Source organism: Pantoea sp. LS15 (genome assembly GCF_012241585.1).
Lineage (GTDB): Bacteria > Pseudomonadota > Gammaproteobacteria > Enterobacterales > Enterobacteriaceae > Enterobacter.
On record NZ_JAAVXA010000016.1, the window covers coordinates 95,123 to 107,919 of the forward strand.

13 protein-coding genes and 1 pseudogene are annotated in these 12,797 nt (G+C 52.4%); 12 read left to right on the forward strand and 2 right to left on the reverse strand.

Annotated features, from left to right (window positions below; all coding sequences use genetic code 11):
- The first annotated feature begins 7 nt into the window (after positions 1-7).
- The 11 genes from gspD to HED65_RS19700 are packed head-to-tail and all read left to right on the forward strand — an operon-like array spanning position 8 to position 9,549.
- Positions 8-1,924 carry a type II secretion system secretin GspD gene (gspD, locus tag HED65_RS19650; RefSeq protein ID WP_411266785.1) on the forward strand — a complete coding sequence of 639 codons (1,917 nt, stop codon included), beginning with the start codon at positions 8-10 and terminating at the stop codon, positions 1,922-1,924.
- Positions 1,924-3,393 carry a type II secretion system ATPase GspE gene (gene gspE, locus HED65_RS19655; protein WP_114979847.1) on the forward strand — a complete coding sequence of 490 codons (1,470 nt, stop codon included), beginning with the start codon at positions 1,924-1,926 and terminating at the stop codon, positions 3,391-3,393. The genes gspD and gspE overlap by 1 nt, the downstream gene beginning before the upstream one ends.
- Entirely contained in the window at positions 3,393-4,583 is a 1,191-nt protein-coding gene (locus HED65_RS19660; protein WP_114979830.1) for a type II secretion system F family protein, read from the forward strand. Before gspE ends, HED65_RS19660 begins: the two co-directional genes overlap by 1 nt.
- A gap of 6 nt (positions 4,584-4,589) precedes the next feature.
- Positions 4,590-5,036: a type II secretion system major pseudopilin GspG gene (gspG, locus tag HED65_RS19665; RefSeq protein ID WP_168112419.1), complete on the forward strand. Its 447-nt coding sequence runs from the start codon at positions 4,590-4,592 to the stop codon at positions 5,034-5,036.
- A complete protein-coding gene (locus HED65_RS19670; RefSeq protein ID WP_114979831.1) occupies positions 5,033-5,500 on the forward strand; it encodes a type II secretion system protein in 468 nt (155 codons plus the stop codon). Before gspG ends, HED65_RS19670 begins: the two co-directional genes overlap by 4 nt.
- On the forward strand, positions 5,497-5,862 hold the full coding sequence (gene gspI, locus HED65_RS19675; RefSeq protein WP_114979832.1) for a type II secretion system minor pseudopilin GspI: 366 nt from the start codon (positions 5,497-5,499) through the stop codon (positions 5,860-5,862). The genes HED65_RS19670 and gspI overlap by 4 nt, the downstream gene beginning before the upstream one ends.
- Positions 5,859-6,425 (forward strand): type II secretion system minor pseudopilin GspJ, encoded by a 567-nt coding sequence (gspJ, locus tag HED65_RS19680; RefSeq protein WP_114979833.1) that lies wholly within the window; start codon positions 5,859-5,861, stop codon positions 6,423-6,425. The genes gspI and gspJ overlap by 4 nt, the downstream gene beginning before the upstream one ends.
- Positions 6,422-7,303, forward strand: a complete 882-nt coding sequence (gene gspK / locus HED65_RS19685; RefSeq protein ID WP_114979834.1) for a type II secretion system minor pseudopilin GspK — start codon at positions 6,422-6,424, stop codon at positions 7,301-7,303. The genes gspJ and gspK overlap by 4 nt, the downstream gene beginning before the upstream one ends.
- Positions 7,300-8,334 (forward strand): type II secretion system protein GspL, encoded by a 1,035-nt coding sequence (gene gspL, locus HED65_RS19690; protein ID WP_114979835.1) that lies wholly within the window; start codon positions 7,300-7,302, stop codon positions 8,332-8,334. Before gspK ends, gspL begins: the two co-directional genes overlap by 4 nt.
- Positions 8,331-8,789 carry a type II secretion system protein M gene (locus HED65_RS19695; RefSeq protein WP_114979836.1) on the forward strand — a complete coding sequence of 153 codons (459 nt, stop codon included), beginning with the start codon at positions 8,331-8,333 and terminating at the stop codon, positions 8,787-8,789. The genes gspL and HED65_RS19695 overlap by 4 nt, the downstream gene beginning before the upstream one ends.
- Positions 8,782-9,549 (forward strand): prepilin peptidase, encoded by a 768-nt coding sequence (locus HED65_RS19700; protein ID WP_114979837.1) that lies wholly within the window; start codon positions 8,782-8,784, stop codon positions 9,547-9,549. Before HED65_RS19695 ends, HED65_RS19700 begins: the two co-directional genes overlap by 8 nt.
- On the opposite strand, the gene gspS is transcribed toward HED65_RS19700, so the two are convergent.
- The gene (gspS, locus tag HED65_RS19705; RefSeq protein WP_114979838.1) at positions 9,542-9,901 is read right to left on the reverse strand and encodes a type II secretion system pilot lipoprotein GspS; all 360 of its coding nucleotides are present in this window, start codon (positions 9,899-9,901) and stop codon (positions 9,542-9,544) included. The two genes, HED65_RS19700 and gspS, sit on opposite strands and share 8 nt — an antisense overlap.
- A gap of 225 nt (positions 9,902-10,126) precedes the next feature.
- Between gspS and gbpA the strand changes: the two genes are divergently transcribed.
- Positions 10,127-11,560, forward strand: coding sequence for an N-acetylglucosamine-binding protein GbpA (gene gbpA / locus HED65_RS19710; protein ID WP_223256845.1), 1,434 nt, complete (start codon positions 10,127-10,129; stop codon positions 11,558-11,560).
- Between the two features lie 1,132 nt (positions 11,561-12,692).
- Here the strand turns inward: gbpA and HED65_RS19715 are convergent.
- Positions 12,693-12,797, reverse strand: a pseudogene (locus tag HED65_RS19715) (IS110 family transposase); the annotation flags it as partial.

Here is a 12,797-nt window from a genome sequence, read left to right on the forward strand (position 1 = left end):
GACTATGATGAACTCTTTATTTCACCGGGCTGGTTTAATATTACTGTTTCTTATTGCGGTGGCCGTCTCCTGGAATACGCATGCCAGTACCTACGAGGCCAATTTTAAAAATGCTGAAATCGGTGAATTTATTGCCACCGTCAGTAAGAATTTAAATAAAACAATTATTCTGGATCCCTCAGTAAAGGGGCATATCAGCGTTCGCAGCCATGAGGAAATGGATGAAGAACGCTACTACCAGTTCTTCTTGAGCGTACTGGAAGTCTACGGTTTTGCGGTGACCCACATGAAGAATGGCGTGCTTAAAGTTATTCCAGCAAAAAACGCCCGGAACGGCGTCATACCGTTGTCGAAAAACGGCGAGATCAGGGCGGGAGATGAGCTCATTACGCGCGTTGTTCCGCTCCAGTTCGTCACCGCCAAAGAGCTGGCCCCACTGTTGCGACAGCTGAATGATGCCGCAGCGGGAAGCGTGGTTCATTACGAACCGGGTAATGTGTTGCTCATGACCGGGCGTGCAGCGGTTATTGAGCAGTTAATGGAAATAGTGGAAAACGTCGATCTGCCGGAAGACCGCAGCGTGGAAAATGTGGTGCTGGAGAATGCCTCGGCCACGCAGGTGGCTGAGCTGCTCAATACCCTGCATGGCAACGGAAAAAACGGTACGCCTCCCCCGGCTAAAGCGGTGGCAGACGATCGCACCAATGCGTTGCTCATCAGTGGAGAAGCGTCCGCGCGTGAAGCGCTGGCGCGGACGGCTCGCGGGCTTGATGTCGGTAAGACGCGGCAGAGTACGGCGAAGGTTATCTATCTTAAACATGCCAAAGCCGAAAATTTGCTGGAAGTCCTTACCGGGATCGGTCAACAAAGCGGGCAGGCGGCAAACAAAACGGCCACGCCCGCTATCAGCATGATGAAAGATATCGTCGTGAAAGCTGATACCCATACAAATTCGCTGATCGTCACGGCTCCTCATGATCAGCTCGCAGAACTTGAGAGCGTCATCGCGCAACTGGATATCGATCGCGCCCAGGTGTTGGTTGAGGCGATCGTGGTCGAGGTACAGGATGCCGATGGTCTGGCGCTGGGCGTTCAGTGGTTCAATCAACACGGGGGCGGCACACAATTTCCGGATGCGGGGGCGACATCAGGGCAGCTTCAGTCGGCTGGCGTGGCGCAAGCGCTGGCAAAAATGAACGGGCTCGCCGCAGGGTTCTATCGCGGTAACTGGTCAGGCTTGCTGACCACACTGCAGACGAACAGCCAGAATAATATTCTGGCGACACCGAGTATCGTCACGCTGGACAACATCGAAGCCGAGTTCACGGTGGGTCAGGATGTCCCGGTATTGACCGGATCGCAGACTACCAGCGGTGACAACGTCTATCAGACGGTGACCCGTCGTAGCGTGGGGATCAAACTCAAGGTTAAGCCGCAAATCAACAAAGGCGATTCGGTCATGATGGAAATTGAACAAGAAGTTTCCAGCGTGGCGGAAGAAGCGACGAAAGATAACCTGGGGCCGACGTTTAATACGCGTACGGTGCGTAACGCCGTTCTGGTCAGCAGTGGTAATACTGTTGTCGTGGGCGGTTTACTGGACAGCAATCAGGCGCGCACCCAGAACGCGGTTCCGGTGCTGGGGGACATTCCGTTAATTGGGGGGTTATTCCGTTATCGTTCAGATAAGGCCAGCAAACGAAATTTAATGCTGTTCATTCGTCCGACCATTATTCGTAGTCAAATTGATTTCAGCCAGAGTACCCGCAGTCAGTACGATAAATTTGGGGATACGCTGGTGAGTTCACCTGGCGTCCAGGCCGTTAAACAAGGACTAAGCCAACAGGTGACAGGGCAACAGACAAATAACGCCCTGAAGGAGACCACGCGTCTGCTGGCTGAGTTTTATCAGGTCGCGCCATGATGTCGATAAACCGTCTGCCCTGGGCATGGGTACAGCAGCATCAAATCCTCCGTCTTGACGATTCGGCTCCACCGCGTATTGTGCTGCACGCCGGGGCGTCGCTCAGCGCGCTGGCAGAAGTGTGTCGCACCAGCCCGGATGCCAGCGTCGAGGTGGTCTCTGCTGCCGAGTTTCAGCAGCAGGCACAGGCATATTACCAGCAGCAGTCTCCCTCTCAGACCGTTATGGAAGAGTTGGGTCAGGAGATGGACTTGCGTAATTTGGTGGAGTCCTTGCCTGAGAAGGGAGACCTGCTTGACAGTGATGATGGCGCACCGGTGATTCGTTTGATCAACGCCATCCTCGCCGAAGCCGTACGGGAAGGCGCGTCCGATATCCACATTGAACCCTTCGAAAAGCAGCTTAGCGTGCGCTTTCGAACTGACGGTGTGCTGCGGCAGGTGCTGACGCAGCCTGTACAACTGAGCCGCTATCTTGTCTCGCGCATAAAAGTGATGTCAAAACTCGATATTGCTGAACGTCGACTGCCGCAGGATGGTCGTTTTACGGTGCGCGTGGCCGGGTGTTCGGTTGATGTCAGGGTATCGACGCTGCCCACAAGTTTTGGAGAGCGGGTGGTCCTGCGTCTGCTGGATAAAAACACAGAAGCGCTGTCGCTTGAAAACATCGGCATGAACGATGCCGTCAGGTCTGTATTCACCCGCCAGCTGGCGCTACCACACGGCATCATCCTGGTTACGGGGCCTACCGGCTCTGGTAAAAGCACCACGCTATATGCCGCGTTACGTACCCTCTGGACGCCGGAAAAAAACATTCTGACGATTGAAGATCCTGTGGAATATGAACTGGAGGGCATTGGTCAGATGCAGGTTAATCCACGCGCAGATGTGACCTTTGCCCGTGGATTACGTGCCATTCTTCGTCAGGATCCCGATGTGGTCATGATTGGTGAGATCAGGGATAGCGAAACGGCACGTATTGCCGTGCAGGCTTCTCTGACCGGACACCTGGTACTTTCCACGTTGCATACCAACACGGCCTCAGGAGCCATTGAACGTTTGCGGGACATGGGAATCGAGCCCTTTTTACTGGCCAGCGCCGTAACGGCGATTCTGGCGCAGCGCCTGGTGCGCAAACTTTGCCCTCATTGCCGGGTTGCCTGGCAGCCTCCTTCTGAATTGTGGCGTCGCCCGGGGCTTGCCGGGTTTCCCCCCGCTGAATTGCTGTGGAAGCCCGGCGGCTGTGAACAGTGCAATCAAAGCGGCTATCGGGGGCGTACCGGGATCCATGAGCTGATCGTCGTTGATGAAGCCCTGCGAGCCGCTATTGCCCGCTGCGAAGATGAGTTGACGCTTATGCAGCGGCTGGGTGAGCGGAGAACACCCATTGCGATCGACGGTATGCAGAAGGCGAGCGCAGGTCTCACCACGCTCGAAGAGGTGTTGCGCGTGACGAGGGAAAATAACTGATGCGATTCCGTTATGTTGCGACCGATACCCTGGGAAAACGTCTTCGCGGTGAGATTGACGCGGATTCTGCGCGTGACGCGCGTCAGCTGTTGCGCGAGCGTGGTCTGGTGCCCCATCAGCTCAAACCAAACGATCGCAGCCCGCGTGCAGCGCAGGCGATTCCCCAGCGTGATTTTGTGCTGATGATGCGCCAGCTCGCGACGCTTATCGGGGCCAATCTGCCGCTTGCGCAATCATTGCTGGCCCTGGAAAACCAGTGTACCGCACGGCGACAAAAAACGCTGTTGAGGACGTTACGACAGCGCGTGCAGGAAGGATGTTCTCTGGCGGAAGTGGTGGCGCAGTGGCCGAAAAATTTTACGCCGCTCTATTGCGCCATGATCGCTGCCGGGGAAGCCACGGGAAAGTTGAATGTTGTGCTGGAAGAACTGGCTAATTACAGCGAGAAGATGCTCGACATGAAGCGTCGTCTGTTACAGGTCATGATCTATCCGCTGCTGCTGGTTGGCGTAGCGATACTGGTGATTGCCATTCTGTTAACGACGGTAGTCCCGGAAATTGTGGGGCAGTTTTCGCATATGCAGCGACAACTTCCTCTGTCGACGCGGCTGTTAATGCGGATCAGCGAAGGAATGCAGCAGTTCGGCCTCGGTATTTTGCTTGTTATGGTCGGGGCGGGCGTGGCCTGCCGTCTCGCGCTGCGCCGCCGGAAATGTCGCCAGTGGTGGCATCGCAACCAACTGAGGATACCGATCGTCGGGCGTGTGGTGCTTGACTCGGGGCTGGCACGCTATATCAAGGCGCTAAGTATTCTTATCAACAGCACGGTTCCTCTGCTGGAAGGCATGGCGATCGGTATGAATATCGTTGGCAATAGCTTTATTCACCAGCAGCTGTCGCAGGCCCAGACGCGGGTCCGGGAAGGGGCAACGCTGACGTCCGCGCTCGACGAAACCGGTCTTCTGACGCCGATGATGCGACACATGATTGGCAGTGGAGAGCTGAGCGGTGAGCTAAGCACCATGCTGAAACGCGCGGCAGACCTTCAGGAACAGCGGCTTACAAACAATATGGCAATAGCAGCAACGGCGCTGGAACCCTTGCTGATTATCACGATGTCCGGTGCAGTCTTGTTCATCATTATGGCCATACTGCAACCAATTCTGGAACTCAATAACTTTACAGGATGACCCATTATGTCGATTCAGATTTCTTCTTCCCGCCAGCGTGGTTTTACCCTCCTGGAGATCATGGTGGTTATCGTCATTCTCGGTGTGCTGGCAAGTCTGGTGATCCCCAGCCTGATGGGAAATAAAGACCGTGCCGATCGACAAAAGGCCGTCAGCGATCTGATTGCGCTGGAGAATGCACTCGATATGTACAAACTGGATAATGGCCGTTACCCCACAACAGAGCAGGGGCTTCGCGCGCTCGTGAATGCCCCCGCGATCGAGCCTCTTGCTCGCCATTATCGTCGTGAAGGGTATATCCGACGCCTCCCGCAGGACCCCTGGGGGAACGCTTACCACCTGGTGAGTCCCGGCAAATTTAGCGCGCTGGATATCTTCTCTGCGGGCCCGGATGGGGAGGTAGGTACAGAGGATGATGTGACGAACTGGCAATTAACGGATTCCGGTAAATGAGCATTATCCGCGAACGTGGTTTCACGTTGCTGGAAATAATGATGGTGATCCTTCTGTTGGGGGTTGTGGCACGGCTGGCTATCAGTCTGTTGCCTGAGTCGTCGGGGCGATCGCCTGAAGAGATTGTAACGCAGGCGGCTCGTTGGGCGGCGGAGCAATCGCAGATTGAAGGCAGCATCTATCGTATGGAGCTGCAGCCCGGTTCGTGGCGGACTTTTGCACTGATCCGCGGGCAGGACGGGGAAAAAGGGCCGTTGCCCGAAACGAGCTGGCACCCGGTTTCTGGCCAGTTTGCATTCGGGAATCTGGCTGGCGGCGTTCTGGAAACCGAAGGTGCATTTCCGGTCAACCTCTGGTTTTTACCGGGAGGGGAAATGACCCCTGCAGAATTGGTCTTTCAGGAGGAGAGAGGAAAACGTCACCGGATCTCAATCTCGCCATCTTCGCTCTGGAGTCCGCAATGATACAGGGGGAAAAAGGCATGACACTGATTGAGGTGATTGTTGCGTTAGCCCTGCTCTCTACCGCCGGATTGTCACTATTACGGGCCGGGCAGGGGCAAGTGCGTCATCTGGATCATATGCAGCAAAAACAGGTTGCCCTCTGGGTTGCCGAGAACCGACTTACGACGATACAGCTTGAGGGAATGGCTGCGGCAAAACACGGACTCAGAGGCGAAAGTCAGCAGGCCGGCAAACGTTGGTACTGGCAACAGCGGGTAGTTGCAACCGACAGGCAGGGGGTTTATGCCATTGAGGTTGTGGTGAATGATACGCCCACTATGACGGCACCGTTGATCCGGGTTTATACGTGGCAATCCTCATGAACGCACACTCACAACAACGGGGGTTCACCCTTCTGGAGATGATGCTGGCACTCGCCCTGTTCTCGTTGCTCAGCCTGGCGGGCTGGCAAATGGTACAGGGTGTGCTGCTCGGGCAGCAGCACATTTCCCGCTATGAAAGGACATCCAGCGATATGGTGCGGCTTTTTGCCCTGCTTGAACAGGATCTCCAGCACGCGTTTATACCGTCGGGGCTGGATCTCGTATCACAAGACGCGCCGTTTGTGGCTGAAGATGGGGATGTAGTGTTACGTCTGGTGCGGCGTAACCGGCTTGCTCTGGAGCCCTTACCCCATTCCTCACTGTACACGGTGGAATGGCGTTTAAAAGACGGGGTCTTGAGTCGTCATACCTTATCATCGGAACCTGGTTTCCGACTCGATTTCCCGGACATTCATGCGGTGAGCCTGCGCTACAGCAGCGCAGGCCACTGGCAGGAAACCTGGGGCGCGCGCTATGCCCTTCCCGACGCGCTTGAGGTGAGTCTCTCAACGCCATCCTGGGGACCTCTTAACCGGTTGTTTATTCTGGGAAACGGCGTATGAACCAGCGGGGCATGGCTCTGATCACCGTTCTGCTCATGCTGACGTTGATGGCGACGCTGGTGGTGGTCAGTCAGCGTCAGTGGGGCATGGTTTTACAGCGAAATATGGGGCTGAAGCACCAGCAGCAGCTTAAATGGACGGTACATGGCGCTGAGAGTTGGTTACTTAACCATCCTCCGGCGTCAGCGGAAGGAAAGATCGCACGGCTCAGGCTTGAGGACGATACGGTGAGCTATCGCTGGCTGGATCGCCAGACCTGTTTGAATATCAATGCATTAGGTTCAACGAAAGGGGAAAGCACCTGGCGTACTGATGCGCAGCGTATCTTCGCCAGGATGTTGGTGCAACTGGGGCTGGAAGAGGCTGAGATTGACAAGATACTCAGCGCAGTTAACGCTCGCCTCTCTTCATCCCGACATCAGCAGGTAGAGCCGATGCTGGATGATAAAACGCAGCTACGGGCAATACCAGACGTTAGTCTGCTGGATTGGTCGCTCCTTGCCCCCCATCTGTGCGCACTCCCGGTGAAACGTTTACGCATTAACGTCAACGCCCTGACGCCTGCGCATATGCCGTTACTGTTCGCCATGCTGGATGGTCGAGTCGATGAATCGACCCTTCACGGTGTGCTCGCCCGTCGTCCGGACTCTGGATGGAAAAGCGTGGATGAATTTATCCAGGCGCTGCCTGAAGAGGGAAAAGCCCTGGCCAGTACCTTGCAAGGTGTGGTGGTCACACAAAGTGAATTTTGGGAGCTTCAGGTCTGGTTGAAAGAGGAAGGGAGTCACCGTTTCTTCGCGCTTCGCAGCCAGCTTCAGTGGAAAAATACACGTCTTCAGATCCTTTACCGCCAGTATGGCATAAGCGAATCATCATGATGAGAAAGAACAAAAAGAAGGGATGGCTGGTGATCCTGCTGGATAAGCCAGCAATTCACTGGTATTGCAGTTATGCCGATGGCAGGGTGTGCACTGGAAGCGGTACGGATGCATTACCGCTTCCGAAGGAGGTGGATACTCTGCTATTGCTACCAACGGAAGACCTTTTCCTGATGAAGGTCCAGACCGGAACCCGACATGCCAAAGCGTGGCAGCTCGAACCTTACCTGACGGTGGATATTGAAACATTGCATCTTGCAGAGCTGATGCCGGATGGTGATCGGCATTTAATGGCAGCCATCGATCCATCACGACTCCAGAGCGCAATCCGTCAGATAAATCAGCTGGGGTATACCCCTTTACGCGTTTTGCCGGACGTTGTCGCGGTCCCGGCCTGTAGTGCGTTCTGGTGGCGGGAACGTTGGTTAATTCATACACCGGGTGGCGAGTACCTTTCGCTAAATGAGCAGGCATGGCAAACGCTCGCCCCTGTTAATGCTGAATTATCCGCGCTGGAGTGTGGTAAAGAGAAGGTGCTTGAACGTCTGGCTGAAGGGGCGATTCGCTACCGGGCAACGCTTGTCCGGCCGGAAAACTGCCCGGTGCGAAAACCCCTGTTCAGCGCCGGGGCATCGCTGTTGCTGCTGGTCGCCAGCCTGTTTATGGAGCCGCTGTGGCTGGGATGGCAGGCCGAGCGGGCAGAGAGAGGGATAACTCAGCAGATTCTGCAACGTTATCAGCACTATTTTCCCGATGAGTCTCCCACTGACCCGCTGCGTCAGTTCAGTCAGAAAGCGCTGGCGTATGAAGATCAAATACAACCTGCGGGATTACTGGCTGTACTGGAGAAGAGTGCGCCCTTGCTATCGCAGTTAAAAAGTAACCCCCTGCAGAATCTGTCCTGGGATTCCACGCGTCAGCAGTTGCAGCTGACCTTCACGCAGCCTGTCATACCATCGATTCTCATTGCGGTACCGGAGGGCATCCAGGCGACACGTCAACATAATCAACTCATTCTTGGACCCAAATGAAACAACAGATCAAGGCCTGGTGGAGCCAGCGCCATCAACGAGAAAAATATTTGCTGTGGCTGGCTGGCGGGCTGGTTGTGGTATTCGCCCTGCACACAGGCTGGCAGGAAGCCTGGCGTTATGCTGAAGATACGCGTCAGGCGCTGACACGAACGCAGCAGGCGCTGCGTCACTTACCGCTATGGGAGGCAAAACTGGCTTCTGCCAATGTGCAAAAAGCCCCGGATGCCGCAACCCTTGCCAATAACGCGCACACACACGGTCTCGCGCTCTCGCTTGTGCAACATCAGACCTGTCTACGTCTTGAGCAGAGTGCAGACGTCAATTTCTCGTCACTCCTTAAATGGCTTGCCAGTACCCGTGAGATGGGGGGAATTGATATCAACAGGCTAGAGATGGAGCGTAAAGGAGCCCGCGTGCTGGTAACGAAACTGGAGATCAATTGTCATGCATGAAGCATACTTATGGTTGATGGCGATTGTCATGGCGATATCTATCGGCAGTTTTCTTAATGTCGTTATTTATCGGTTACCACGGCAGATTTTTTATCCTGAAGAGGGGATTAATGTTTGCTTCCCTCGCTCACATTGCCCCCACTGCAAAACAACTATCGGATGGTTCGATAATATTCCGCTGTTTAGCTGGCTTCTGTTAAAAGGGAAATGCCGTCACTGCGGGGATGCAATCAGCTGGCGATATCCCCTGGTTGAATTGCTCACTGGCGGAGTAAGTCTGTTGCTCATCTTTTTCCTGCCAGCTGATATCACCCTTTTGGCTGCACTTTTTTTCGTCTGGGTATTATTGGCGCTTTCGTTTATTGATCTTGAGCATCAACTCTTACCGGATGCGTTGACATTACCTCTCTTATGGACAGGTTTGTTATGCCATGCTTTTTCACTCCTTCCGGGCTCGCTGGAAGAGGGGGTAATGGGGGCTGCGGCAGGCTATTTAACCTTTCGTCTGCTGAGTGAAGGCTGGCGTCAGTTTCGCCATATAGAGGCTCTGGGTCGTGGGGACGCGAAATTACTGGCGGCGCTGGGAGCATGGCTGGGATGGCAGGCACTACCCGTTTTGCTGTTAGTGGCTTCAATGGGGTGCATTTTGTCGATGCTGATCGTCTCTGGCATTCAAAAAACCTCATTGCACCGAACCGTAGCGTTTGGCCCCTGGCTTTCACTGGCAGGGGCTAGCGTGTTTTTTATGTCAATCAGTTAATGTTCCGCAGGAAAGGGGCCGCACTGTTGTTCAGCGCGGCACATTTTTGATCCTTTGGTTGCGTATCTTCACTCAGCGCGTTATAGCGTTGAGTCGAGGCGGTCTGAACATCCTGAACAGTGATTTTACGCATATCCCAGCCCCGTTTTTGTCCTTGTTTTATCGCCACTTCAATAAGTTTGCTTTGTGCGGGAATATCCGCTCGGGCGCAGTTATCTCTTAGCCAGCTGGCAGAAGCGACAAGCGCAGAAAGTTGCTGCACCTGTGATGATGAAGAAATCTCAGAAGGCGAAGAAGTCTGGCAGGCAGCGAGTAATAATCCGAATGCTGGTATGAATCTGCAAAGTTTCATTGTTATTTCCGCGAAAGTTATTGTGTGCCCTATTGTAGTCCTTTTTTCCTTTTTGCTCTGTTTCAATGTGTCGGTTTACCTTCTTTTACACAGAATTAATGAAAATTAAGGCGAAGTAATGCGCGCTAAGTAGGGTGTTAGCCTTTTAATTTTTACACTCTCATCACTGCCATAAAAATTCTGGCAGATGAAAAGCATGCGTTTGGATATAACCAAAAGGGAAAAATGATGAAATTGAATAAAATAGCTATTGCATTCGCGGCAATGGCTGTAAGTGGCGGCGCACTGGCGCACGGCTATATCAGTGAACCGGCCTCACGCGATCAGATGTGTCGCGATACGCTGACGCCAAATCAGATGTGTGGCCAGGCACAATATGAACCGCAAAGTGTTGGTGAAGGACCAGATGGTTTCCCGGGTAAGGGCCCGAAAGATAGCGAGCTGGCGAGTGGGAGTGGAACCAGTAACTGGATTGGCACCGCCCTGAATGCACAAACCAGTGATCGCTGGGTGAAACATAAAGTGCAGCCAGGTCCACGCGATATTACCTGGACATTTACCGCGGCACACCCGATTGCGGATTTTAAATATTATATTACTAAGCAGGACTGGAATCCGAATAAGCCTCTGACGCGTGACGCGTTCGAACTGACGCCATTCTGTACCATTCCTGGGGGGCCGGCTGAGACCAGCGGTAAAACGACGCACACCTGTACACTGCCTGAGCGTACCGGTTATCAAATTATTTACGGTGCCTGGGACGTGGCGGATACGGCGAGCACGTTCTATAAAATTATCGATGTTGAATATGATGAAGTTGCTTCTGTCTGGAAGAAAAATATCGGTACCCTCCAGCCTTCACGTGTGCTCGAACCAGGCGATAGCGTAAAAGTGCGTCTTTTTGATACCAGTGGCGAACGTGAAGATTTAGCCATTACGCTGACCATTGATTCCGCTGAGATGGGGGAACCCAACCGCTGGGTGATGGCACTGGCAAATAAAATTAACGCCGCTCATGACGATATTCGCGCTGGCGTGAAAAATAAAGATGGCGACGTTGTCCCCGCAGCCGGTGTTAACCATGTTTACGCGAAAGCAGACAGCGCAATAACGCGTATTGAGGTACAGGTTTCCGCGCAGGAAGACACTCGCCCTGGATTGACGTTGAGCGGGACGCAGAAGGAGTATCCGATTGCCGCCGAAGGCAAGACCATGATTACTGTTGATGCTCAGGTTCGTGGGGAGATGGTCCTCAATGGTAAGATTTACAATGCCAGCGAGGAGAATGTCGGTTTCGGGTCTGACGTTGTGACGGATGGAACCCTTTCGTTACCAATCTCTTTATGGAAAGCAGAAGAGGGCGCACATACGGTGGTCATTGAAGGCCGTATGAAAGACGGGAAAACATTCCAACAAAGCTTTGATACGCGTCTTGTCTCGATGGCGGACACAGCGGAATATGATTACGTCTATCCGCAAGAGATGGATAAATACACCGCAGGTACGAAGGTATTACAACCTGCGACGAATGAAGTCTTCGAATGTAAACCGTTCCCATACTCTGGATGGTGCAAGATCAACTCTCACCATTACGTGCCGGGAACCGGGCCTAACTGGCAGGATGCATGGGTTCCGGTCAACGGTAATCACAAGCATTAATTCCTTTATCAACGGGGCATTCGTCCCCGTTGATATTCTGTTATGCTCCCCCCTTAATACTGAGTGAGCCGTTCTTATTGAAAAATCTATTTTCTTGAGCCGGTAGTGAGAATAAAGGTTTTGGCTAATACTGTGCCATTTAATGTGGTAGTTCACAGCCTGGGAACATTAGAAACTTTGTTTTATAAACATATACAAACACAATAAATAACATGCTAACCATTATCATGGAAATTAAAAATGGTCGTGACTTGTATATAGTGTTAACAAAAACACAGCGTCATTTGGCAATGCGGTTTGTATTAATGAATTGGTGTTATCAATTCTGTAACGTTCAATGAGATATTGATGGGGAATGGTAGCAGCATAAAACTCTGGGGTTATTCGGATATGCTTTATGAAATGAAAAGAAATGTAATTTGCGTATGGCTTCTATCTCATAAAGTATTAGCCTAGATCAGGGTTTAGATCCCCATGAAGCCAGTATACTGGTTTCTGTTTATAATTTTATCCATTTTATGGATGTATCATGGTATTAATGAATATATGAAAAAATACATTTTCTGCCGCCAGGTCAGGTACCCCACCCCAAGTTAAGCTATAGAACGCAAATGCTCTGTGACAAGAAAACTTGATAATTGTTACCGACAACTGAACTGGCGGCTATGGAATTGCGTTAACTTCAAACCAACTTGCTTAAGGCGTGTCATTTATTCTATATGGTCTCACAATATCCGAAAATGGAATACGCGATATTTATCTTTCAGCCGCGTTGCTCGAACCAGTGGTTAGTTTAATCGTACTGTCTCAATATTTTTTAGAGTCCAAAAATCTATATGGGGTCAGTTTGGATATCGAAAATTATTGTACTATAAGGACTTCCCCGGCATGTCAACGCCGGTATTTATGGTTTCTGTTTGCTCTTCAGTAAAAATAAAGGGGAGAGACTGCGGTACTATAAACGGCCATGATGAATCGTCATCGATTCGGGCCCTGATGAAAGACGCGCGTGAGGTTCTTGTTCGTTAAGCGGATACGTATATCCTGTACAATAGCCAGATAGGCCTCACGGGGTCTAACCCTTTATCATCAACGAATTGCAGGTCAGATGGTGCTTATACTGCTTCGAGCTTTAGTCGGCTGAGTACAGCCGGAAATCATCACCGTAATGTAGTGATGCCCAGCATAGCCGCGCGTTTTTGGCGGCGATGGCCACAACAGCCCGCCAGTACCCTCT

Bases quoted from the DNA above. Each gene is read 5' to 3' on its own strand.
- gspD (WP_411266785.1), top strand. From the start codon at position 8: ATGAACTCTTTATTTCACCGGGCTGGTTTAATATTACTGTTTCTTATT.
- gspE (WP_114979847.1), top strand. From the start codon at position 1,924: ATGTCGATAAACCGTCTGCCCTGGGCATGGGTACAGCAGCATCAAATC.
- HED65_RS19660 (WP_114979830.1), top strand. From the start codon at position 3,393: ATGCGATTCCGTTATGTTGCGACCGATACCCTGGGAAAACGTCTTCGC.
- gspG (WP_168112419.1), top strand. From the start codon at position 4,590: ATGTCGATTCAGATTTCTTCTTCCCGCCAGCGTGGTTTTACCCTCCTG.
- HED65_RS19670 (WP_114979831.1), top strand. From the start codon at position 5,033: ATGAGCATTATCCGCGAACGTGGTTTCACGTTGCTGGAAATAATGATG.
- gspI (WP_114979832.1), top strand. From the start codon at position 5,497: ATGATACAGGGGGAAAAAGGCATGACACTGATTGAGGTGATTGTTGCG.
- gspJ (WP_114979833.1), top strand. From the start codon at position 5,859: ATGAACGCACACTCACAACAACGGGGGTTCACCCTTCTGGAGATGATG.
- gspK (WP_114979834.1), top strand. From the start codon at position 6,422: ATGAACCAGCGGGGCATGGCTCTGATCACCGTTCTGCTCATGCTGACG.
- gspL (WP_114979835.1), top strand. From the start codon at position 7,300: ATGATGAGAAAGAACAAAAAGAAGGGATGGCTGGTGATCCTGCTGGAT.
- HED65_RS19695 (WP_114979836.1), top strand. From the start codon at position 8,331: ATGAAACAACAGATCAAGGCCTGGTGGAGCCAGCGCCATCAACGAGAA.
- HED65_RS19700 (WP_114979837.1), top strand. From the start codon at position 8,782: ATGCATGAAGCATACTTATGGTTGATGGCGATTGTCATGGCGATATCT.
- gspS (WP_114979838.1), bottom strand. From the start codon at position 9,901: ATGAAACTTTGCAGATTCATACCAGCATTCGGATTATTACTCGCTGCC.
- gbpA (WP_223256845.1), top strand. From the start codon at position 10,127: ATGATGAAATTGAATAAAATAGCTATTGCATTCGCGGCAATGGCTGTA.